We start from the raw sequence: 22,283 nt of genomic DNA on the forward strand, positions 1-22,283 counted from the left end.
CGCGGTCTTTCCACCCGGGTGCGGACCGGCAAGACTGCGAAGCATGACCAGGCCGCATCCGCTCGACCCGCTGACCGCCGACGAACTCACCGCAGGCCGCGAGATCCTGGCCGCCGAAGGCCTGCTCACCGCGACCACGCGGTTCCCGGCCGTACTGCCGGTGGAGCCCGAGAAGGGCGACGCCGCCCCCGACCGCCGCGTCCAGTACACGCTGCTGGACACCGCGACCGGTCAGGCTCGCGACGTGGTCGTCTCGCTGGCGAAACGCGAAGTGGTTTCCACCGAGGACTGCGGCGAAGGTCAGCCCGCGTACCTGTTCGAGGAGTACGACCTCGCCGCGTCGATCACCAAGGCGTCACCGGAATGGCACACCGCGATGGAGCGGCGCGGGCTCGCCGACCGGATCGAGCACGCCTTCTGCGCTCCACTGGCGCCCGGCTTCTTCGGCAGGCCCGACGAGACCGGCCGAGTGATCCGCTCGCTGACGTTCCTGCGCGACGACGCGTCGGACAGCCCGTGGGCGCATCCGGTCGAGGGCCTGATCGTGCACATCGACCTGACCGAGCAACGCGTCATCCGGGTGGAGGACGAGGGCGACGTGCCCGTGCCGCCGGAGCACGGCCGCTACGGCGACGGCCCGGCCCGCACCACCCTCAAACCGATCGAGATCACCCAGCCCGAGGGGCCGAGCTTCACCGTCGACGGTAACGAGGTCACCTGGGAAGGCTGGAAGCTCCGGGTCGGCTTCAACGCCCGCGAGGGCCTGACGCTGCACCGGATCAGCTTCCAGGACCGATCCGTGCTCCACCGCGCGTCGGTGCCCGAGATGGTGGTGCCCTACGGCGACACCGCGCCCGGCCGGTTCTGGATCAGCTACTTCGACGCGGGCGAGTACCTGCTCGGCAAGAACGGCAACGACCTGCGGCTGGGCTGTGACTGCCTCGGCGTCATCCACTACTTCCCCGCTTTCGTCGCCGACGACCACGGCCATCCGGTCGAGATCCCGCGCGCGATCTGCATGCACGAGGAGGACTACGGCATCCTCTGGAAGCACACGGATCTCGACGGCCGTGCCGAGGTCCGCCGCTCGCGGCGGCTGGTGATCTCGTCGATCTCCACCATCGGCAATTACGACTACGGCTTCTTCTGGTACCTCTACCTCGACGGCACCGTGGAACTGGAGGCGAAGGCCACCGGCATCGTGTTCGCCGGCGCCGCGCCTGCGGGCACGAAGCACCCGCACGCCAACGAGATCGCGCCCGGCCTGTTCGCACCGGTGCACCAGCACCTGTTCTGCGCGCGGCTGGACGTGGCTATCGACGGCAAGCGCAATTCGCTCGTCGAGGTCGACGTCGAACGCGTGCCGATGGGCGAGCAGAACCCGTACGGAAACGCGTTCACCTGGAAGGAAACGCCGCTGCGGACCGAGCTGGAAGCGCGGCGGTTCGCGGATCCGGCCAAGGCGCGCGTCTGGGAGATCCGCAGCGCGGAGCGGACCAACCGGCTCGGCACGCCCACGGCGTACCAGCTGGTGCCCCGGCCGTCCGCGACCCTGATGGCGCAGCCGGAATCGACCGTCCACCAGCGGGCGACGTTCGCCACCCGTCACCTGTGGGCGACGCCGTACCGCGCGGACGAACGCTTTCCGGCGGGCGACCGCCCGAACGCGCATCCGGGCGGCGCGGGCCTGCCCGCCTGGACGGCCGCCGACCGCGACCTCACCGACACCGATCTCGTGCTGTGGCACGTGTTCGGCCCGACCCACATCCCTCGTCCGGAGGACTGGCCGGTCATGCCGGTCGACTACTCCGGTTTCTCCCTGCGCCCCTATGGCTTCCTGGACCGAAACCCGGCACTCGACCTGCCGTCCGGCGCCACCGACGATCACTGTTCCGCCCACGATCACTGAAGGCCTGTTGGCGGAGCTGAAGACGACCCCGAAAAATGACCAACGGGTGAACCCGCCCGGCCGAAGGCCCCGCTATCGCGGTGGCAGGGCGCCTTATCGACCAACTTGAGATGGACATCAGACCGCCCTGCCGACGTCGATCGCGGACGCGGGTTCACCACCAGACACTAGGACTTCTCGATGCCCGAACTGACCCTGTCCGACACGTCCACCTGGCTGCCGCTGGACGGCCTCGCCCCCGGTTTCGACGCGAACAAGGCCCCCACGGTCGGCGACCTGCACGGCCGCACCTTCGAACTCGCCTGCGAAGACGGCACCACGTTCACCGCGGCCTTCTCCGGTACCCGGATCGAATGGACCTACCACGGCACGGGTACCGACCGCTGCGAGACGTTCCTGGTCGACGACGACCTGTACTACGTCCAGTTCCACCCGCGGGCACGGCAGGAGGAGGCGTTCACCCTGCTGCTCGACCTGCGCCGCGGCCGCGCCCTCCTCGTACTGAGCCGGATCGGCGACACCTCGCCCCGGGTCACGCAGACTTTCCTGGCCGCCACGATCGGCGGCATCGAGCCCACCGGCGAGTCGCTCGCCCCGACCACGTCGCTGGTCGGGCGCCGGGTGCTGTGGGTGTACAGCACCGCGCACGCCTACGAGCACGTGTACCTCAGCCCGCACTGGTACACCTGGCAGTGCCTGGCCGGGCCGGAGAAGGGGCTCGCGGACACCGACGAGAACTCGGTCTACGAGCTGCGGCCGGGCATCTACGTCTTCGCCTGGCGGGAGAAGGTGATCCCGTGCGCCTCGGTGACCGTCGCCGACCACCGTGACGCGAAACGGTTGCGCTCGCACGGTGTCCTTTTCGGACTGGACGCCACCGGGAACACCCCGACCCACTTCACCTTCGGCGCGCACGGCAGGCTGCTGAGCACCACCGTGCACCCCGAGGCTTACGACCCCGCCGGGAGCTGAGCCTTGACCGCCGACATCGTCCTGACCAACGCCACTGTGTACACAGTGGACGATCACCGGCCCTGGGCCTCGTCACTGGCGATCAAGGACGGCAAGGTGCTGTCCCTGGAGGACATCGAACGCGGGCCGAACACCGAGGTCGTCGACCTCGGCGGCGCGTTCGTGATGCCAGGTCTGGTCGACGTGCACAACCACCACGCCCTGGCCGGGCGCGCGGCCCTGTTCGAGCTGAACTTCGGTCTCGACGCCGGCCTGGACGACATCCTCGCCGCGGTCCGCGCGCGGGCCGCCGGGCTCGGGCCGGACGAGTGGGTGGTCGGCGGCGCTTGGGCGTCCACCCTGGTCAGCGCCCTTTCGCGGGCTTCGGCCCGGCACGCGCTCGACGAAGCCGCCGGTGGACGGCCGGTCATGCTGTCGGACGACAGCAGGCACAACCGCTGGGTGAGCAGCCGGGCCCTGGAGCTGGCCGGCGTCACCGCGTCGACGCCCGATCCGGCGGGCGGGGAGATCGTCCGCGACCCTTCGACCGGGGAGCCGGTCGGCGTCCTGCTCGAGGCGGCGGGCGTAGCCGTCGAGCGGGCGCTCAGCGAGACACGGACGCTCACCGCGGATCAGCACGTGGCGGCGTCGCGGCACGGGATCGGCACCCTGCACTCGTACGGGGTCACCGCGTTCCAGGACGCCGGTGTCTCCGCGGACATCCTGCGGGCGCTGAAGTCGCTCGACGACGCGGGCGAGCTGCACGCGTGGGTCGTTTCGTCGCTGCTGATCAACGACCCGATCTTCGGCTTCGACCCGATCGGGGCGCCGTTGCTGGAGGTCGCCGGGCAGTACCGGAGCGAGCACCACCGGCCGGACTTCGTGAAGATCTTCCTCGACGGTGTCCCGCCGACGCGGACCGCCGCTTTCCTGGAGCCGTACCTGCCGGACGCCGCGCACGGAGCCTGTCATCACGGCGCCACCACCATGCCGGGCGACGAACTCGTGGGCTGGCTGCGCACCGCGGCCGCGGCGGGACTGTCGGCCAAGGTGCACTGCACCGGGGACGCGTCGGTGCGCGCGACGCTCGACGCCGTCGAGAAGGTACGCGCCGAGGGCTTCGCCGAAGCGCGCTTCCAGGTCGCGCACGGCCAGTTCGTCCACCCCGACGACCTCCCCCGGTTCGCCGCGCTGGGGGTCGCCGCGGACATCTCGCCTTTCCTGTGGGTCCCCGGCGTCATCCCGGCGGCCATCGCCGAGGTGCTGCCCGGTGACCGGGCAGGGCGGATGCAGCCGAACAGGTCGCTGCTGGACGAGGGCGCGCTGGTCGCGGGCGGTTCGGACTGGCCGGTCAGCGAGTCCCCGAACGCGTGGGAGGGCATCCACGGCCTCGTCACCCGCCAGGACCCGACCGGCACGTTCCCCGGCGCGCTGTGGCCGGAGCAGGCGATCACCCTGGCCGAAGCGGTCGAGGTCTTCACCCTCGCCGCCGCCCGCGCGATGGGACTGGGCGATGTCACCGGCTCGCTGATCCCCGGGAAGTCCGCCGATTTCGTCGTACTGGACCGCGATCCGTTCCGGACCGATCCGTCCGCGCTCGTCAAGACAAAGGTGACGCAAACGTGGTTCGCCGGGCACCGCGTGTATCACCGCGCCTGATCTCCTACACTGGTAGAAGAACCAGTGCGGGAGGTCTGCCGATGCCGAAGATCATCGACCACGACGAACGGCGCAGCCACATCGTCGACGTCACCTGGGATTTGATCACCCAGGGCGGGATCGAGGCCGCCACCATGCGCGAGATCGCGGCGGCCGCCGGCTTCGCCAACGGCGCGCTCAAGCTGTACTTCCCGAGCAAGGAAGACATCATCCAGGCCACCTACGAACGCGCGCTCGGCATGATGCGCGAGTACGTGGAGCTGGACGAGCTGCGCGGGCTGACCGCGCTCCGCGAGCTGTGCGTCTCGTCGATGCCCATCGACGAGGACCGCATCGCCGCGGGGCGCGTCTTGCTCACCTTCTGGCAGCTTTCGCTGACCAACCCGAAACTGCAGGACAAGTACCTCGAGCACATCCGCTCGTGGCGGGGCCTGCTGCACCGGTATCTCACCGAGGGCCGGGAGGACGGCGAAATCGTCACCGAAACGCCCGACGAGCAACTGGTCGACGAGGTCGTGCTGATCAACGCCGGGGCGAACGTGATGAGCCTGGTCGCCGGGGAGTTCTCGACGATCGCTTTGCAGCGGCAGCACCTGGAGTCGTTCTTCGCGCGCCTTACCCGCCCCTGACGCCTCGTGAGTGGTAAGGACGGCTAGAACCGTCCTTACCACTCACGAGGCGTGCGGCAAGTAGGTGACTAATCGCGGCGGTCGAAAGTCCGCGTCAGGAAGCTCGCCACGTGCCGGTGCGAGCGCGGCGACGCGGGAAGATCCGTGTAGAGACCGTAGAAGCCGTGGATCTGGCCCGAATACCGCGTCATCTCCACCTGGATCCCGGCATCGGTCAGGCGCCGCGCGAACTCCTCCCCTTCGTCCCGCAGGACGTCGTACTCGGCCGTGAGCACCAGCGCCGGCGGGAGCCCGGTCAGGTCGTCGGCGCGCAGCGGCAGCAGATACGGATCGTTCAGTTGCGCCGGATCCGACACGTACTGCTCGAAGAAGAACCGCATCGCCCCGGCGGTCATGCCGAAGCCCTCGGCGAAGTCCACATAGGACCGGAATCCGTCGTCCGGGTGACCGTAGACCGGGCAGATCAGCACCTGAGCCGCCAGCGGCGGGCCACCACGGTCGCGCGACATCATCGAGACCACCGTCGACAGGTTGCCACCCGCGCTTTCGCCACCGACGGCGATCCGTGCCCCGTCCACCGAGGGGCCGGCGCCGCCCGCGGCGAGCCATTCGACGACGGCATAGCAGTCGTCGGGTGCCGCCGGGTACGGGTGTTCGGGCGCGAGCCGGTAGTCGACCGCGACGACGGCGACCCCGGCCGCGTTGCACACCGCCCGCGACGCGACCTCGTTCTCGTCGATCGAGCCGATCGTCCAGCCGCCGCCATGGATCCAGACGAACGCGGGCACCGGCTTGGTCGTCTCGGGCAGATAGACCCGCACGCGCACGCCGGAAGGCAGGACGTGGTCGGTCACCGAGGCGACCTCTTCGACCGAATCGGGACGTCGCCACGAAGCGGCGAAAGCGGCTCGCAGTTCCGGAGCCGTCAGCGGCGTGGCAGGCGCTTCCGATGGAGCGCTGCGGGCGAGCAGTTCCTTGACCGCGGGATCCAGGGTCACGGTCACACCGCTTCCGCGACGAGCACCCGCGGGCTGCCCGGCAGCGCGAGCCGGTCGGTGACCCGCCAGCCCGCCTCGCCCAGCCAGTCCCGCACCTCGGCCTCCGGGTAGACGACCGTCCCGTCGATCACCAGGTACTCCCCCGCGTGCAGCGCGTCGATGGGCCGCTGGACCGCGTCGTCGTCGAGGAAGAAGTCGAGCAGCAGCAACGTCGCTCCCGGCGCGGCGGCGGCGCGGGCGTTGCGCAGGATCTCCGCGTTCTGCTTCGCGTCGAAACGGTGGACGACGTGGTTGACCATCACCAGGTCGAACTCGCCTTCGGGCCGCGCGGTGGGCGTCTCCGCGCCGACGACGGTCGCGCGGTCCGCGAGCCCCGCCTCGGCCGCCGCGATGGTGACCGACTCGGTGAAGCCCGGGTCGAAGACGAACGTGGTGTGCAGTCCTTCGTTGGTCTTCATCGCTTCGACCGCGAACGCGCTGGAGAGCCCGCCGAGGTCCAGCGCCTTCCGGTGGGGGCCGAAATCATAGGCGCCGGCCAGCATCTTGGCGTGCAGGGCGTTATACGTCATCACGCCGGCCATGAACGTGCCCCAGCGCGCGTCGTCCATCTCCAGCTTGCCCGGCTCGCCACTGTCGGCCGTGTGGCCGAACTGCAACCAATGCGGGTAGCTGATCGAGTCCAGGAACGTCAGGAACGGGGCCAGATCGAGGTCTCCGCCGCCGAGGTACTCCGCGGCGTCGGCGGCCAGTCCGTAGCGTCCGTCCACACGGGACAGCAGACCGAGTGATGACATGGCGTCACCGAGGATGCGGGTGATCTTCTCCGGTTTGCCGGTCTTGCCCGCCAGTTCCGCGGCCGTCAGCGGCCCGCCGGCGAGCGCGGTGAACAGGCCGATCCGGCTCGCCGCGAAGAGTTGCTTGGCCGCCATGTACCCCACGGCGATGTCCACGATCCGCTCGGGACCGGCAGTCTTGGTCGACCCGCTCACGGGTGCCCTCCTTAGCTCGTTTCCGCCGAGAGTCTACAGACGTAGACAAAAGAATCCAGTGCAAGTTTTCGCCCACCACCAGGAAAAACCCGCCGGATATCAACTTCCTACATTCGTAGAATATACCCATTGACAGCGCACTCGCCCAGTGTCAACATGCGTAGAACTACCCCCGCCGGAGGCCCGTTCCCCGGCAGTGCGGTCCGCTTCGGGCGGGCACGGGAAAGGGGATTCATGACCCTGCTCGAATTACGAGAACTGACCGTCGGCGTGATCGCCGACGAAACCGAACGCGAACTGGTGCGCGAACTTTCGTTCGACCTCGAACAGGGCCGGACACTCTGCGTGGTCGGCGAATCCGGCAGCGGTAAAACGGTGACGGCCTTGTCGATCATCCGGTTGCTGGAGTTCGTCGCGCCGGTGTTCACTCGCGGTGCGATCACCGTCGACGGCGTGGACCTGACGCGGCTTTCCGCCGACGAGATGCGCGCGTACCGCGGTCCGCGGATCGGCATGATCTTCCAGGAGGCACTGGATTCACTCAACCCGAGTCAACGGGTCGGCAAACAGCTGATCGAGGCCTACCGGAAGCCCGGTTCTTTGCCTCGCCAAGCCGCGCGCAAGGGCACGCCGTTGCACCGCGAGGCCGAGGCGAAGGCTCGCGGCCTGCTGAAGGAAGTCGGCCTCACCGACACCGACCGGGTGCTTTCCCTGTACCCGCACCAGATGTCGGGCGGGATGCAGCAGCGCGTGATGATCGCGCTGGCACTGATGGCCGACCCGAGTCTGCTGATCGCCGACGAGCCGACCACGGCACTGGACGTGACCACGCAGGCGGAGATCCTCACCCTGTTCGACCGCGTCCGCCGCGACCACGGCACCGCGTGCGTCTTCATCACGCACGACATGGGCGTGGCCGCGCAGGTCGCGGACCGGATCGCGGTGATGTACCGCGGCGAACTGGTCGAACTCGGGTCCACTGAGGACATTCTGCACGCGCCGAAGCATCCCTACACCAAGGCGTTGCTCGACTGCGTCCCGCAACTCGGGGTGAGCAGACGCGACGGTTTCCCCACCATCTCCGAAGCGCTGCTCGAAGCCGCGATGGCGGGCGAATCGGCGGTCGCGACCGAAACCAGGTCGTTGAGCCGCGCGAAGACCGAAGACACGGGCGAGGGCACCGCGCTCGTCATCGATTCGGTGTCCAAAGTGTACGGACGACGCGGCCGGTTCTCGCTGAGCCGCGAACCCGAGGTGCAGGCGGTCAAGGACGTCTCGCTGGAGATCGCGCCCGGCGAGTTCTTCGGCCTGGTCGGGGAATCCGGTTCGGGCAAGACCACACTCGGCCGTCTGGTGAGCGCGCTGGAGCCGCCGACCTCGGGCACCATCGCCTTCGGTGCGCACCGGTGCACACCGTCCGGGCTCGAGGGCGACGAACGCGCGTTCCGCCGTCGCGCGCAGCTCATCTTCCAGGACCCACAGAGCTCGCTCGACCCCCGGCACACCGCCGCCCGGATCATCGCCGAACCGCTGCGGGAGCTCACCGGCCTCCGCGGTGCCGAACTCGACCGCCGCGTCACCGAACTGATCGACGAGGTCGGTCTCCCCTCCGACACCGCGAAGAAACTGCCCTCGCAGCTCTCCGGCGGGCAGCGGCAGCGCGTCTCGATCGCCCGCGCGATCGCGGCCGAACCCGACCTCATCGTCGCCGACGAGCCGACCTCCGCGCTCGACGTCTCGGTGCAGGGCCAGGTGATGAACCTGCTGCTGGAACTGCGGCGCACCCGTGCGCTCAGCTTCCTGTTCATCACGCACAACCTCAGCCTGGTGCTCTCCGTCGCCGACCGGGTCGGCGTGATGTACCGGGGCGAACTGATCGAAATCGGCGAACCGGACGAGATCCGGCTCCACGCCCGGCACGAGTACACCCGCCGTCTCCTCGCGGCGAACCCCGAACTGCCCGCCCACCCCCACACTGGAGTGCGGAACCCATGAGACGAACCCTGACCTCGGCCGCCCTCGGCCTGGCGACCGTCCTGCTGCTCAGCTCGTGTATGGGAGGGCAGGCCGGCGGTGGCGCCGCGGACGGGCCCCCGAAGCCCGGCGGCAACCTCAACGTCGCCGTGCCCACCGACCCGCAGTCCCTCGACATGGTCGCGAACCCCGGCCAGGTGACCGCGCACATCGGCAACATGATGTACGAGAAGCTGTTCGAGGTGGACCGCGGCTTCACCGCCCGCCCCATGCTGGTCGAGGACTACACCACCAGCCCGGACAGGCTCACCTACACCTTCAAGCTGCGCCAGGGCGTCACCTTCCACGACGGCAACCCGCTGACCTCCGAGGACGTCGTGGCGAGCCTGAAGCGGTGGCAGCAGGTGCACCGCACCGGTCAGCTGGTCACCCCGGACATCGAGGCGATCACGCCGGCCGACCCGGCGACGGTCACCATCAAGCTCAAGCAGCCGCGCTACCCGCTGATCAACGAACTCGCCGGCGCGGGCACGGAGATCTACGAGGCGAAGAACCTCACCGGGGTCGCGCCGACCGGCTTCGGCCAGGACAAGGCCATCGGGACGGGGCCGTACAAGCTGAAGACCTGGGACATCGGCCGTGAACTGGTGCTGGAGCGGTACGCCGGTTACAAGTCCCGGACCGAAGAGGACTGGGGCGGGCAGGCGGGCGCCAAGCACGCGTACCTGGACACCGTGACCTACAAGGTGGTCTCCGACCAGGACGCGCTGATCAACGGCCTGCAGACCGGGCAGTGGGACCACATCATGCCCACGAACGACCAGTACGAGCCCCTGCGGAACAACCCGGCCGTGGTGGTGCACAACCTGCCCGGCGGCAACGACAACGTGGTGATCCCGAATTTCAACACCGGTTCGAAATTCGCCGACCCCCGCGCCCGAGAGGCGCTGAACCTGCTGCTGGACAAGCCCGCGATCAACGCGGCCACCGGCGGCAGCAAGGACCTCACCCTCGAGACCGGCGCCTTCGCCTCGCCGGACAACAAGCAGTTCTATTCCACCGCGGGCGAAGAGGTCTACAAGGCGCACGACCCGGAGAAGGCCAAGCAACTGCTGGCCGCGGCCGGGATCACCGCCGGCGCGACGATCCGGATCGTCACCACGAACTCGTACCCGGAGTTCGGCAAGTGGGCGGTGCTGATCCAGGACAGCCTGTCGAAGATCGGCATCAACACCAAGATCGACACCTTCGACTTCGCCACCATGCTCGGCACGCTGACCAAGGAACCGGGCGGCTGGGACATCACCACACTGTTCTTCGACTCGGCGCTGACCTCGCCCGCGCAGATGCCCGCGCTCACCCTGGGCACGCTGAACGGTTCGACCTCGCCCGAGCTGGACGGTCTCATGGCGGAGTTCAACGCCTCGACGACACCTGAGCAGGCGAAAGCGGTGGTGGACAAGCTGCAGGCGTTCACCTGGAAGCAGCTGTCGGTGATCACCCTGAGCCAGTCCAAGCTCTATGCGGCCTACTCCCCCAAACTCAAGGGCTACGGCGACTTCTACCGCGTCTTCTGGAACACCTGGCTGGCGTCATGACCGGTCTGCTGCTGCGCAGGCTGCGCGATCTGGTGATCATCCTGGTGATCGTCGGGACGATGATGTTCTTCGTCATCCGGCTGATCCCCGGCGACCCGGCGCAGGCCATCCTCGGCCCGACCGCGCGACCGTCCGATGTGGACGCCCTGCGGGAGAGCATGGGGCTGAACGGCCCCTTGTGGGAGCAGTACCTCACCTGGGCCGGGAACGTGCTGCACGGCGACTTCGGCACGTCGATCACCTATCACGCGCCGGTGCTCGGCGTGGTCGCCGACCACATCCTGCCGACGCTGACGCTGGCCGTGCTGTCGACGGTGATCAGCTTCTTCCTCTCGGTCGCGATCACCTCCTGGCAGGCGGTGTCGCCGCGCAATCCGGTGGCGCGGGCGCTGGACCGGCTCTCCGCGCTCGGCATGGCGATGCCGGACTTCTGGATCTCGCTGATGCTCGTGCTCGTGTTCTCGGTGACGCTGCGCTGGTTCCCCTCCAGCGGCTACGAAAACCTGTTCACCGATCCGGCGACGGCGGTGCCCGCGCTGGTCCTGCCGCTGACCGTGCTGGTCATCGGGCAGACCGCGTTGTTCGTGCTCACCCTGCGCGAAAGCCTGCTCGGCGAGCTGCCGCTGGCGTATCTGCGCACCGCGCGGGTCAAGGGGCTGTCCGAACGGCAGGTGATGACCAAGCACGTCCTGCCGAACGCGCTGATGCCGCTGATCACCCAGCTGGGCAGCAACTTCGCCATGCTGGTCGGCGGGATCGTGATCATCGAGTCCATCTTCGTCGTGCCGGGGCTGGGCCATCTGCTCATGGGCGCGGTGTCCACCCGCGACTTCCCGCTGATCCAGGGTGTGACGCTGTTCGTCGCGGTGCTGTTCGTGCTGGTCAACCTGCTGGTGGACCTGTCGTACGCGCTGCTCGACCCGAAGGTGCGTGTCTCGTGAGCGTGGCTCTGGTGGAAAAGACGTCGCCGGTGCGCGAACCGCGTCCGGCCGGTCGCGCCGGCAAGCTGTTCCGGCGCAACCGGATGCTGGTGATCACCACGGCGCTGCTGGCGGTGATCGTGCTGGCCGTGATCGTGCTGCCGTTCTTCCTGCCGAGCGTCAGCGCGACCGACCCGGTCAACCGGCTGCTGCCACCGTCCGCCGCGCACCCGCTCGGCACGGACTCGTTCGGCCGGGACGTGCTCGCCCGGCTGGTCTCCGGCGGACGGGCATCGCTCGGCCTGTCCGCCCTGATCACCCTGTGCGCGGCCTTCACCGGCCTGGTGATCGGGCTGATCAGCGGCTTCTTCCGCGCGGCCGACGCGGTGCTGATGCGGGTGATGGACGCCTGGATGTCGTTCCCGGCGATCATCCTCGCGATGGCGCTCGCGATCTCGCTCGGCGCGAGCATCTGGACCGAACTGATCGCGCTGACGGTGATCTTCACGCCGTTCACCGCCCGCGTCATCCGCAGCCGGGTGCTCGGCATCGCCGGCCGCGCCTACATCGGCGCCGCCCGCGTCTCGGGGATGAGCCGGTGGAAGATCCTCGTCGTGCACGTGTTCCCGAACGTGCTGCCACTGGCGCTGGTGCAGGTGGTGATCCTGTCCGCGGCGGCGATGCTGGTGGACGGCGCGATGAGCTTCCTCGGTCTCGGCATCGCTCCCCCGACCCCGACCTGGGGCAACATGATCGCCGAAGGCCGGTCGTACCTGGTGCAGGCGCCCTGGCTGGTGATCGCGCCCGGCGTGACGATCATGGTGTGCGTGTTCCTGCTGAACCTCATCGGATCGTCGCTGCGGATCGCCGTCGACGCCCGCGCGCGGACGCTGAGCGAGATGCAGCGTCTGCGCACCCGCCGTCCCTCCGGCAGCTGAGAAAGGATTCCGTTGTCTGCCACTACTTCCCTGGCCGTGCGCCGTTTCGCTCCCGAAGCCGTCTCGGGACCGCCTGTGCTGCTGGTGCACGGATTCGCCTCCGACGGGCACACCGACTGGATCACCACGGGGTGGCCGGCCGCGCTCACCGCCGCGGGTCGCGAGGTACTCATACCCGACCTTCCCGCTCACGGCTCCAGCACGGCTCCCTCCGGCTCGCTGGGCGCCGTCGCGATCACCGCCGAACTGTCGCGGCTCGTCGCGGATCTGTCCGAAGTGGACGTCGTCGGATACTCGCTCGGCGCCCGCCTGGCGTGGGAGCTGCCCGGCCAGGCTCCGGTCCGGCGGCTCGTGCTCGCGGGGGTGAGCCCGTTCGAACCGTTCGGTGCCGTCGATGTCGCGGCCGCGCTGGCGTTCGCCGACGGCGGCAAGGCGCCGTCGGATCCGCTGACCGGGATGATCGCGCACATGATCACCGCGCCGGGCCGGAATCCGGCCGCACTCGCGCGATGCATCGAAGATCTGCGCGCGGAGCCTTTCGCGCCGGTTTCCGGTGCCGTCTCCGTGCCCACCCGGTTCGTCGCGGGAGTGGAGGACCCGGTGAGCCAGGGCATCGAGACGTTGGTGGAGCTGGTTCCAGGGGCGGATCTCGTGCGGGTACCCGGGGACCACGGCGGGGCGCTGCGGAGCGCTGAGTTCAAGGCGGTCGTACTGGAGTTCCTGCAGTAAAGCCTCGTGAGTGGTAAGGACGGTTAGAACCGTCTGTCTGAGTTCAGGACATGTCGGACAGTTGATGTTTCAGGACCTCACGGACACTGACCGGCCTGTCGGCGTGGTGACCAGGGCTTGTGTGGTGATCATGCGGCGATGGGCAGAGCAGGGTTTCCGATGGATCCTGAGTTCGTCGCCGCGATCGTCAGGACCGCTGCGGGCGAGAAGATCAACGTGGCGCGGTTCTGCCGCGAGCACGGGGTGTCCCGGGACACCTTCTATCGGTATGTGGCTCGGTTCCGGAGCGAGGGGACCGGCGGGGTCGCCTGCCGCAGCACCGCTCCGCTGAGTCATCCGTCCGCGCTGGGTGAGGAGGTGGCCGAGGCGGTGCTGCGGGCCCGTAAAGAACTCGAGGAGGAGGGCCTGGACAACGGGCCGATCTCGATCCGCTGGCGTCTGGAGGACGCCGGGATGGTCCCGCCGCCCTCGCAGTCGTCGGTCTACCGGATCCTGCGTGATCGCGGCCAGATCGAGCCCGAGCCACGCAAGAAGCCCCGCACGCGGCGCCGGTTCCAGTACCCGGATCCGAACGGCTGCTGGCAGATCGATGGGACGGAGCACCGCCTGGCCGACGGCACCACGGTCTGCATCATCCAGATCCTGGATGACCATTCCCGCCTCGACGTCGGCTCCTACGCCGCGGTCAGCGAGAACGGTGCTGACACCTGGACCGCGGTGCAGCTGGCCATCGCCTGCTACGGGGCGCCGGTGAAACTGTTGTCCGACAACGGGTTAGCTTTCTCCGGCAAACACCGCGGCCGGATGGCCGATCTGGAACGTCACCTCGCCGAACACGGCGTCACCACGATCGCCTCGTCGGTCTATCACCCGCAAACCTGCGGCAAGAACGAACGCGTCCATCAGACGCTGCAGAAATGGCTCGCCGCCCGGCCCCCAGCCGAGAATCTTGCTGCCCTGCAACAGCTTCTCGACGATTACCGCACAACCTACAACAACCGAAGGCACCAGAGCCTCGACGGCCAGACCCCGCAGCAACGCTACGACGCCAGCCTCAAAGCCACTCCGTCCGAAGGGCCTAAAGCTCCCAGCGGAACCACCCAACGCCCCGTCTCCAGCACCGGGGTCATCGCCTTCTCCGGCTGCTCCATCGTGCTAGGCCGACGCTGGGCCGGCCAGACCGCCACCGTGTTCTGGCAGGGCGACCGCGTCGTCATCATGATCGACGACACACTCGCCCGCCAGCTCACCCTCAACAGAGCAGTACGCTACCAACCACTGACCAACCCAAAACTGTCCGACATGTGCTGAAACACATCTGTCCGTGAGGTCCTGAAACAGGACAGACGGTTAGAACCGTCCTTACCACTCACGAGTCCCAAGGCAAGCGTCAGAAGGTCCCATCGGCGGCGACGGACCGGTCCAGCCAGAGATCCTCCAGAGCCGCCCGCACCTCGGCGCCGCGGGAAGAAGCCAACGCGACAGCGCCCAGGTTGTCCTCCAGCTGAGCCATCCGGCTCACGCCGAACAGCACGTTCGCCACCGGCTCGTACGCGAGGCAGAACGCGAGAGCCAGCTGCGAAGGACTCACCCCGAAGTCCCCGGCCACGGCGGCGACCCGCGTGGCGGCGTCCCGGATCGACTCCCGGATCCCGCCCGGATCGGCGCCGATCTTCCGTTCCGGAGTCTTGCCGAGCAGCACGCCGCCCTCGAACACGTCCGACGCCTGCAGGGTCAAGCGACCGGCCTCGAAATGCTTGCCATAGAAAGAGCCCTCGGCCATCGAACGACGAGCGATGCTGTACTTAAGCTGCGCGAAAGCCGGTGCGGGAAGTCCTTCACGCGAGGCGAACTCCAGCGCGAGATCGAGATCCGGGGCATGCCAGTTGTTCACGCCCCAGACGTCGAAGCGACCGAGTCGGATCTGTTCGGCCACCTCGGTGACGATCCGCGGGATGTCCGGCCGTTCGAAGTAGTCTCCGACCACGACGGCTTCCGCGCGGTCGACGCCGACGCGGTCGAACGAGGTCGCGAGCTGCTCGGCGAAACCGGTGTTCGGATAGTCCCAGAGCCAGAGTTTGCCGCACAGCTGGTACTCGTCCCGGGCGATCCCGGCGGCGCGGACGGCTTCGCCGAAGAGGAGATCCGTGCGCGACTGTTCGGAGTGCGGCCCCATGTTGTAGTGGGCCACGTCGAACAGCGTGATCCCGGAATCGATCGCGCGCCGGATCAGGCGTACCGCGTCGTCGAAGTCCATGCGGTCCCAGGTGTTCCAGGATCCCAAGCTCAGCGCCGAAGTCGCGAAGCCCAGTCCGTTCTGCTCCTCGTGCACGAGATTTCCTTTCGCTGGCAACGGAAACTAGTTTTAGTCTACGATCGTAGAATGAACAAGAGACTCGTAGTGGTGACCGGCGGCGCCAGTGGCATCGGCCGCGGAGTCGCCGAAGCCTTCCAGTCCGTGGGTGACCGTGTGGTCGTCGCCGACGTCGACGCCCGCGCGGCCCACGACCTCGCCGGCGAACTCGGTGCGGAGCACGTCGAACTCGACATCTCGGACCCCGGGTCGGTCGACGCGGCACTGGCGCTGGTCACCGACCGGTTCGGCCCGGTGGAGGTCCTGGTCAACAACGCCGGTCTCGCCGGGGGCGGCGGACCGTTGGTGGGACTGGACATCGGCGTCTTCGACCTGTGCATGCGGGTGAACTTCCGCGGCACCTTCCTGATGACCCGCGCGGTCGGCGCGCAGATGGTGGAGGCGGGCACCCGTGGCGCCATCGTCAACATCACCTCCATCGGCGCCCGGCAGCCGACCCCGGGACTCGGCCACTACGAGGCCACCAAGGCCGCGGTCGAGGCGCTCACCCGCTCGGCCGCGCTCGAACTGGCACCGCACGGCATCCGGGTCAACGCCGTCGCGCCCGGCCCGGTGCTCACGCCGATGACCGCCGGATTCGCCTCCGACACCGCCGCCCGCGCGGCGTGGGAAGCGAGGATTCCCTTGGGAACCATCGCTTCCGTCGCCGACGTGGTGCCGTCAGTCCTGTTCCTCGCCTCCGCCGACGCCGGCCATCTCACCGGGGTGAGCCTCCAGGTCGACGGCGGGCAACTGCTCACCTGAGTACACGACGCGGCCGCCGGACACGGTGAGTTCGACACCGACGTCCGGCAGGTCCGCGAACGCGACCTCGAGCGGATTCGCCGCCAGCACGCAGAAGTCCGCGACGCGACCCACGGTGAGCGATCCCTTGCAGTCCGCGGCACCGTCCTGCTCGGCGGCCGCCACCGTGTAGCAGCGCAGCAACCGGGTCATCAGCCCGGCGTCCATTTCGGACGCTTCCAGCATCCGGGCGGCCGCCGCGATGTGCACCCGCCAGTCGGGGGTCACCACCGGCGCGTCACTGCTCAGTGTCAGCGGGACACCCGACGCCAGCATTTCCGCCAACGGCCAGGCACGAGCGCCGACCTCGGCGCCGAGCGCGTCCGTCAGCATTCCCCGCATCGCCACCGCGATCGCGGGCTGCGTGGTCAGACCGACCCCCGCGGAGGCCATCCGTGCCAGCTGATCCGCCGTCACCAGATCGCCGTGCACCAGGTGATCGCCGCGGCGAAGCGAACCGAGCGCGGCCTCGATGCTGCGATCCCCCGTGGCGTGCACGGCGACCGTCATCCCGGCGTCGTGGGCGAGCCGGATCATCGCGGCCAGGTTGCCCGCGCGACCCGGATCGTCGTCGCCGTCGACGAGGAGCGCGCCGTGCGAACCGTCGGCGTAACAGTGATGCGTCCACGCGGATCGCATCGGCGGGATGCCGTCGGCGAAGATCTTCACGCCGGGCACGGTGAGCCACAACGGATTCGCGGTCGGCGACGGGGTTGCCAAGCCTCTCTGGAAGTCCGCCAGCGAACTGGCGCCGTCCAGCAGGCCGAACAACCGCAGCGCGGTCACCCTCGCACGCAGAAGGCCTTCCTCGGCCAGCGCCGCGTATTCCTCCAGCACCTCGGCGCTGAAACAGCCTGTCTCGCCAGGGCCCAGGCCGGGTTCGGTGTAGCTCGTGATGCCCAGTGACGCGCACAGATCACCCGCGCGCAGGATGGCGGCCCGCCGTTCGGCCGCGGTCCGCACCATTTTCTCCTCTCCCCCGGTGAATCCGGCGCCACCGATGAGCGTGTCCGGCCACCTGGCACCGAGCCAGGTGGCGTGCAGGTGCGAATCGTTGATACCGGGCAGAACGGTTCTCCCCGCGAGGTCGATCACCTCGGTCTCCGGGCCGATGTGGTCCAGCGCGACATCGCCGAGGGCGACGATCCGGTCCTCGCGCACGGCCATCGCCCGTACGACGGTGCCCGCCGGGTCGAAGGTGAGCACGGGGCCGCCGCGAACCACGAGTGAAGCGGGGCGAATACGTTGCGACGGCATGGTTTCCTCCAGGATCTGGACTTTTTCTCCTACGACTGTAGACTAAAAAGATGGTCAACAGAACCGAAGCGGCGGTGCTCACCGAACACGGCTCCGCGCTCACCTTGCGGGAATTACCGCTGCCCGAAGAGCCGGAACCGGGCGCCGCGCTGGTCCGGATCACCTGCACCACGCTGTGCGGCACCGACGTGCACATCTGGTCCGGCCAGATGACCTTCCCCGGCATGCTCCCGATGGTGCTCGGCCACGAAATGGTCGGCGAGGTGGTGACCGTCGGACCGGATACCACCGACACCCTCGGCCGCGAGATCACCGAGGGCGACCGCATCGGCTGGTCCGAGTCGACCTGCGGAAAGTGTTACGGCTGCACGATCTTGCGCGAGCCGGTCGCCTGCGAGAAGCGCGGGTACGGGTTCCTCCAGCGATCCGACGTCTTCCCGTACGCCACCGGCGGGCTCGTGCGGTACTGCTACGTGACTCCTGGCGCGGCCAAACTCCTGCTCCCCAACGACGTGAAGGACACCTGGGCCTCGATGTCGGGCTGCGCGGGCAAGACCGTGCTGCGGGCCGTCTCGCGCTCGGGCGGGATCCGTCCCGGGGCGACGGTCGTGGTGCAGGGCGCGGGTGCGCTGGGCGTGTTCGCCACCGCGGTCGCGCGGATCTCCGGCGCGGGCGACGTGATCACCATCGGCGGGCCCGCCGACCGGCTGAAGATCGCCGAACGTTTCGGGGCGACGGCGACGATCCCGGTCGACGGGACCGTCGAAGACCGCGTCGACCGGGTCAAGGAACTCACCGGTGGACGGGGTGCCGATCACGTCTTCGACTTCGCCGGCGGGCCGACCATCGGTGAAGAGGCCGTCGCCTTCGCCGCGCAGCGCGGAACGATCGCGATCGTCGGTTCCACCGGTCCCGCGCCCTCCCCCGTGGCCCTGGGCACCGTGATGGGCAAGGAACTCACGGTCGTCGGCTCACTCAACGGCGACATCTCCGACTACAACCGCTCGGTGGACTTCTTCCGCACGTTCGCCGATCGGCTGCCGTGGGACGAACTGTTCAGCGAGCCGGTCGGTCTTTCCCAAGCGTCCCAGAGTGTCGAGTCGATGTCGCGGCTCGGCGAACTCAAAGCCGTCATCGATCCCCGTCTTCCCTAGGAGACCTGAATGACCGTCATCCCCCAGCGCCGGATCGGCCGCGACGGCCCACTCACCGGAGTGCTCTCACTCGGCTCGTGGCACACCTACGACCGGATGGACTTCCGCGAGGCGGTGAACCTCGTTCGTACCGCGGTCGATTCCGGCATCACGCTCTTCGACGTCGGTGTCTACGGCTTCCCCGGCGCCACGCCGGTCTTCACCGACGTGCTGTTCTCCGCGATGGTCCGCGCGGCCGGGCTCCGCCGCGACGACTACCTGCTTTCGGCCAAGCTCTGGCTGGAGGGATATCCGGAGCACAACCTGCGCGACCAGCTGGACAACGCGCTGTTCCGCGCGGGGGTCGAGCACGCCGATCTCGTGGTACTGGGCGATCTCCGGCGTGACGACACCGACCTGCACCGGCTGGTGCTGGATCTGAACGAGCTCCGCGAGGCCGGGCTCATCCGCCAGTGGGGCGTGAACAACTGGTCCGCCACCACGATCCAGGCCCTGCACGATTTCGCCGCGGCCGAGAACGTTCCCGGCCCCGCCATCGCGCAGCTGAAGTACAGCGTCGCGCGACGGTCCATTCCGGACGGTGAACCCTTCAAAAAGGTCTTCGGTGAACTCGGGGTCACCCTCCAGTCGTCGGACATCTTCGAGGGCGGGGTCCTGCTCGGCAAGAACAGCGGCGCACGCCAGGTCGGCCGCGACCCCGGCGACATCCGCGAGCGCATCGCGGCCTCCGCCCCGGAACTGGCGAAGATCGCGACCGGGCTGGGCGCGACTCCCGCCCAGCTGTGCCTGGCTTTCACGCTCACCCACCCGGCCAACACGACCACGCTCTTCGGCGCGACGAGCACCGAGCAGCTCAAGGACAACCTGGGCGCTGTCGACCTCGTCGAGCGTGTGGGCGCGGAGCAGCTCCGCGAACTGGTCGAGCCGTACTGGGCCGACCGGGATGTCGTCGATCCGGAGGGACCGTGACGGCCTTCGACCCCGAACTCGCCGGAGCCCTCGAAGGTCTGCCGTCCGGACCACCGCTGGGCGCCGATTCGCTGGCGGGCATCCGGCAGGCGATGGCCGCCGGGAACCTGACTTGCGCCGAGGCGATCGGTGACCGCGACCTCGTCTGGGAAGACCGCCAGGTACCCGGCACCGACGTGGTCGTCACCGTCGTCAAGCCAAGGGACGCCGAGGACGCGCCGGGGCTCTACAACATCCACGGCGGCGGCATGGTGCTGGACAACCGGTTCGCCGACCTGCCGCGGATGGTCGCGCTGGTCGAGGAGTTCGGCTTCGTCGCGGTGACCGTGGACTACCGGCTCGCCCCCGAACACCCGCATCCGGCACCGATCGAAGACTGCTACGCGGGCCTGACCTGGATGGTCGAGCACGCGGCCGAGCTCGGCTTCGATCCCGGCAGGCTGATCGTCGGCGGCGGCAGCGCGGGCGGCGGACTCAGCGCGGGAATCGCCCTGCTGGCCAGGGATCGCGGCGGACCGGCGCTGGCAGGTCAGCTCCTGCTGTGCCCGATGATCGACAGCCGCAACGACTCCGCGTCCACAGTGGAATTCGCGGAACGCGGCGTGTGGGGACGGGAAGCCAACGAGTTCGGCTGGCGATCCCTCCTGAATGGACAGACCTCGCCGTACGCGGTCCCGGCGACCGCGGCCGATCTCACCGGGCTCCCGCCCGCCTTCATCGAGGTCGGCGCGGCCGAGATCTTTCGCGACGAGGACGTCGACTACGCGCGGCGTCTCTGGCAGGCGGGTGTGCCCACCGAACTGCACGTCTGGGCGGGTGCCTACCACGGTTTCGACCGGATCGCCCCGGACAGCGAGGTGACCCGGGCCGCGCTAGCCGCCCGGGCCTCCTGGCTGCGCCGCACTATCGGCCGAGCATGAACCGGGCGGCCTGCTCACCGACCAGCACCGCCGGCGCGTTGGTGTTGCCCGTGGTCACCCGCGGCAGCACCGACGCGTCGGCGATCCGGAGGCCGCTGATCCCGTGCACGGCGAGTTCCGGGTCGACCACGGACTCCGGGCCGGTGCCCATCCGGCAGGTCCCGACCTGGTGGTGGTACGTGATCGCGGTCCGCCGGACGTACTCGCGGACATCGGCCTCCGGCCCCGGATACAGCTCGCGGGCGCCCCACTCCCGCGCCAGCGCGGACGCGCGGCCGATCTCCCGGCACTGCTCCACCGACGCGACCAAGCTCTCGAAGTCGGCCGGGTCCTCCAGCGCGGCGAGATCGATCAGCGGTTCGTCGAGCGGGCTCGGCCCCGAAAGCCGGAGGCTGCCCCGGCTCCGCGGCGAGACCATGCCCGCCATCAGCGAGAACCCGGTTTCCGGCCCACTCATCCACGACTCGTACATGGGCACGCTGAAGTGGATCGGCTGGGTGTCGGGCACCGGCAGGCCGGGACGGCTGCGCCAGAACAGATGGGTCTGCGTGACCGAGCGGCCGGGCGCGGGCGGGTCGACCCGACGGCGATCGGTCGCGAAGATGACCGGCGAGAGCAGGTGGTCGTGCAGGTTCTTCCCGACGCCCCGCAGGTCCGCGACGACGTCGATGCCGTGCGCTTCCAGTTCGCCGGCCGGCCCGACACCGCTGCGCAGCAGGATCGCCGGTGACGCCAGCGTGCCGGCCGCGAGCACGACCTCGTCGGCGAAGACCTTGCGCAGTTCGCCGTCGACCTCGGCCAGCACGCCGGTCACCTTGTCGCCCTCGACGAGCAGCCGGTGGACGAGCGCTCCCGTGTGGACGGTCATCCGTTCGGCGGCGGGCTGCCCATAGGCGAGCCAGGTGTTGAGCCGTTTGCCGTCGCGCGTGGTGACACGTTGCACCGAAACGCCGTCGAGCTCGTCGCCGTTGTAGTCCGGATTGAACGGCAGGCCGATCTGCACGGCCGCGTCCACAATGGACTGCTGGATCGGGTGCAACGGCTCGTTCGGCACGACGTCGAGCAGATCCTTCTCGATCCGTTCGAACACCGGGCGCACGTCGTCCCATCGCCAGCCGGGCAGGTCCCAGCCGTCGTAGTCGGCCGGGGCGCCGCGCACCCAGATCATCGCGTTGAGCGAATGCGACCCGCCGAGCACCTTGCCGCGCGGCAGATGCAGCCGCCGGTTCGCCGCGTGCGGCTGCGGCACGGTGTAGTAGTCCCAGTCCTCCGGCCCGTGCCACAGTTCTCCGGCCCGCGAAGGGTCGTGAATGGCCGGATTGGTGTCCGGCCCGCCCGCTTCGAGCAAGGTGACCCACGCCCCGGAGTCGGCCAGTCTCCTGGCGACCACCGAACCGGCCGAACCCGCTCCCACCACGATGACGTCCATGTCCCCCAGCCTCGCAAGGCTCGAGGACGTCCGGCGGATTCGGTTCGCTGGCCGACAATCGGCGTGCCCTGGCGGGCAAGACCGGAAGCCTCGTGGCGCCCGA

The 22,283-nt window shown here is 68.9% G+C and carries 19 protein-coding genes; 14 read left to right on the forward strand and 5 right to left on the reverse strand.

Annotated elements, in window-relative coordinates:
• Window positions 1–43 precede the first annotated feature (43 nt).
• The 4 genes from H074_RS05915 to H074_RS05930 all read left to right on the forward strand — a co-directional run bounded on the left by H074_RS05915 (window position 44) and on the right by H074_RS05930 (window position 5,148).
• Window positions 44–1,909, forward strand: coding sequence for a primary-amine oxidase (locus tag H074_RS05915; RefSeq protein WP_007029111.1), 1,866 nt, complete (start codon window positions 44–46; stop codon window positions 1,907–1,909).
• A gap of 180 nt (window positions 1,910–2,089) precedes the next feature.
• The gene (locus H074_RS05920) at window positions 2,090–2,881 is read left to right on the forward strand and encodes a molybdenum cofactor biosynthesis F family protein (RefSeq protein ID WP_007029112.1); all 792 of its coding nucleotides are present in this window, start codon (window positions 2,090–2,092) and stop codon (window positions 2,879–2,881) included.
• Between the two features lie 3 nt (window positions 2,882–2,884).
• On the forward strand, window positions 2,885–4,519 hold the full coding sequence (locus H074_RS05925) for an amidohydrolase (RefSeq protein WP_007029113.1): 1,635 nt from the start codon (window positions 2,885–2,887) through the stop codon (window positions 4,517–4,519).
• Between the two features lie 41 nt (window positions 4,520–4,560).
• A complete protein-coding gene (locus H074_RS05930) occupies window positions 4,561–5,148 on the forward strand; it encodes a TetR/AcrR family transcriptional regulator (RefSeq protein WP_007029114.1) in 588 nt (195 codons plus the stop codon).
• 68 nt (window positions 5,149–5,216) lie between these two features.
• On the opposite strand, the gene H074_RS05935 is transcribed toward H074_RS05930, so the two are convergent.
• Entirely contained in the window at window positions 5,217–6,152 is a 936-nt protein-coding gene (locus tag H074_RS05935; RefSeq protein WP_007029115.1) for an alpha/beta hydrolase, read from the reverse strand.
• Entirely contained in the window at window positions 6,149–7,135 is a 987-nt protein-coding gene (locus tag H074_RS05940; protein WP_007029116.1) for a methyltransferase family protein, read from the reverse strand. The genes H074_RS05935 and H074_RS05940 overlap by 4 nt, the downstream gene beginning before the upstream one ends.
• Before the next feature lie 234 nt (window positions 7,136–7,369).
• On the opposite strand from H074_RS05940, the gene H074_RS05945 reads away from it, so the two are divergent.
• The 6 genes from H074_RS05945 to H074_RS05970 all read left to right on the forward strand — a co-directional run bounded on the left by H074_RS05945 (window position 7,370) and on the right by H074_RS05970 (window position 14,605).
• Window positions 7,370–9,130: a dipeptide ABC transporter ATP-binding protein gene (locus H074_RS05945; protein ID WP_007029117.1), complete on the forward strand. Its 1,761-nt coding sequence runs from the start codon at window positions 7,370–7,372 to the stop codon at window positions 9,128–9,130.
• On the forward strand, window positions 9,127–10,707 hold the full coding sequence (locus tag H074_RS05950; protein WP_007029118.1) for an ABC transporter substrate-binding protein: 1,581 nt from the start codon (window positions 9,127–9,129) through the stop codon (window positions 10,705–10,707). Before H074_RS05945 ends, H074_RS05950 begins: the two co-directional genes overlap by 4 nt.
• On the forward strand, window positions 10,704–11,648 hold the full coding sequence (locus H074_RS05955; protein WP_007029119.1) for an ABC transporter permease: 945 nt from the start codon (window positions 10,704–10,706) through the stop codon (window positions 11,646–11,648). The genes H074_RS05950 and H074_RS05955 overlap by 4 nt, the downstream gene beginning before the upstream one ends.
• Window positions 11,645–12,565, forward strand: a complete 921-nt coding sequence (locus H074_RS05960; protein ID WP_007029120.1) for an ABC transporter permease — start codon at window positions 11,645–11,647, stop codon at window positions 12,563–12,565. Before H074_RS05955 ends, H074_RS05960 begins: the two co-directional genes overlap by 4 nt.
• 75 nt (window positions 12,566–12,640) lie before the next feature.
• Window positions 12,641–13,294 (forward strand): alpha/beta fold hydrolase, encoded by a 654-nt coding sequence (locus tag H074_RS05965; RefSeq protein WP_007029121.1) that lies wholly within the window; start codon window positions 12,641–12,643, stop codon window positions 13,292–13,294.
• 159 nt (window positions 13,295–13,453) lie between these two features.
• Window positions 13,454–14,605 (forward strand): IS481 family transposase, encoded by a 1,152-nt coding sequence (locus tag H074_RS05970; RefSeq protein WP_007029122.1) that lies wholly within the window; start codon window positions 13,454–13,456, stop codon window positions 14,603–14,605.
• Between the two features lie 79 nt (window positions 14,606–14,684).
• On the opposite strand, the gene H074_RS05975 is transcribed toward H074_RS05970, so the two are convergent.
• Window positions 14,685–15,626 carry an aldo/keto reductase gene (locus H074_RS05975; protein ID WP_007029123.1) on the reverse strand — a complete coding sequence of 314 codons (942 nt, stop codon included), beginning with the start codon at window positions 15,624–15,626 and terminating at the stop codon, window positions 14,685–14,687.
• A gap of 69 nt (window positions 15,627–15,695) precedes the next feature.
• Between H074_RS05975 and H074_RS05980 the strand changes: the two genes are divergently transcribed.
• Window positions 15,696–16,412 (forward strand): SDR family NAD(P)-dependent oxidoreductase, encoded by a 717-nt coding sequence (locus tag H074_RS05980; protein ID WP_007029124.1) that lies wholly within the window; start codon window positions 15,696–15,698, stop codon window positions 16,410–16,412.
• On the opposite strand, the gene H074_RS05985 is transcribed toward H074_RS05980, so the two are convergent.
• Window positions 16,329–17,708: an amidohydrolase gene (locus H074_RS05985; protein ID WP_007029125.1), complete on the reverse strand. Its 1,380-nt coding sequence runs from the start codon at window positions 17,706–17,708 to the stop codon at window positions 16,329–16,331. The two genes, H074_RS05980 and H074_RS05985, sit on opposite strands and share 84 nt — an antisense overlap.
• A gap of 50 nt (window positions 17,709–17,758) precedes the next feature.
• On the opposite strand from H074_RS05985, the gene H074_RS05990 reads away from it, so the two are divergent.
• From H074_RS05990 to H074_RS06000, 3 genes are read left to right on the forward strand one after another with little or no spacing between them, the layout of a single operon-like run.
• Entirely contained in the window at window positions 17,759–18,862 is a 1,104-nt protein-coding gene (locus tag H074_RS05990) for a zinc-binding dehydrogenase (RefSeq protein WP_007029126.1), read from the forward strand.
• A gap of 9 nt (window positions 18,863–18,871) precedes the next feature.
• Complete coding sequence (locus H074_RS05995; RefSeq protein ID WP_007029127.1) at window positions 18,872–19,831, forward strand: aldo/keto reductase; 960 nt, start codon at window positions 18,872–18,874, stop codon at window positions 19,829–19,831.
• Window positions 19,828–20,751 (forward strand): alpha/beta hydrolase, encoded by a 924-nt coding sequence (locus H074_RS06000; RefSeq protein WP_007029128.1) that lies wholly within the window; start codon window positions 19,828–19,830, stop codon window positions 20,749–20,751. The genes H074_RS05995 and H074_RS06000 overlap by 4 nt, the downstream gene beginning before the upstream one ends.
• On the opposite strand, the gene H074_RS06005 is transcribed toward H074_RS06000, so the two are convergent.
• A complete protein-coding gene (locus H074_RS06005; RefSeq protein ID WP_007029129.1) occupies window positions 20,735–22,180 on the reverse strand; it encodes a GMC family oxidoreductase in 1,446 nt (481 codons plus the stop codon). The two genes, H074_RS06000 and H074_RS06005, sit on opposite strands and share 17 nt — an antisense overlap.
• Window positions 22,181–22,283: the final 103 nt, after the last annotated feature.

Origin of the sequence: Amycolatopsis decaplanina DSM 44594, assembly GCF_000342005.1 — a bacterium.
Lineage (GTDB): Bacteria > Actinomycetota > Actinomycetes > Mycobacteriales > Pseudonocardiaceae > Amycolatopsis > Amycolatopsis decaplanina.

What these genes read in the sequence shown, in the direction of transcription:
- H074_RS05915 (WP_007029111.1), top strand. Translation starts at nt 44, where the DNA reads ATGACCAGGCCGCATCCGCTCGACCCGCTGACCGCCGACGAACTCACC.
- H074_RS05970 (WP_007029122.1), top strand. Translation starts at nt 13,454, where the DNA reads ATGGATCCTGAGTTCGTCGCCGCGATCGTCAGGACCGCTGCGGGCGAG.
- H074_RS05920 (WP_007029112.1), top strand. Translation starts at nt 2,090, where the DNA reads ATGCCCGAACTGACCCTGTCCGACACGTCCACCTGGCTGCCGCTGGAC.
- H074_RS05990 (WP_007029126.1), top strand. Translation starts at nt 17,759, where the DNA reads ATGGTCAACAGAACCGAAGCGGCGGTGCTCACCGAACACGGCTCCGCG.
- H074_RS05950 (WP_007029118.1), top strand. Translation starts at nt 9,127, where the DNA reads ATGAGACGAACCCTGACCTCGGCCGCCCTCGGCCTGGCGACCGTCCTG.
- H074_RS06005 (WP_007029129.1), bottom strand. Translation starts at nt 22,180, where the DNA reads ATGGACGTCATCGTGGTGGGAGCGGGTTCGGCCGGTTCGGTGGTCGCC.
- H074_RS05995 (WP_007029127.1), top strand. Translation starts at nt 18,872, where the DNA reads ATGACCGTCATCCCCCAGCGCCGGATCGGCCGCGACGGCCCACTCACC.
- H074_RS05955 (WP_007029119.1), top strand. Translation starts at nt 10,704, where the DNA reads ATGACCGGTCTGCTGCTGCGCAGGCTGCGCGATCTGGTGATCATCCTG.
- H074_RS05985 (WP_007029125.1), bottom strand. Translation starts at nt 17,708, where the DNA reads ATGCCGTCGCAACGTATTCGCCCCGCTTCACTCGTGGTTCGCGGCGGC.
- H074_RS05930 (WP_007029114.1), top strand. Translation starts at nt 4,561, where the DNA reads ATGCCGAAGATCATCGACCACGACGAACGGCGCAGCCACATCGTCGAC.
- H074_RS05945 (WP_007029117.1), top strand. Translation starts at nt 7,370, where the DNA reads ATGACCCTGCTCGAATTACGAGAACTGACCGTCGGCGTGATCGCCGAC.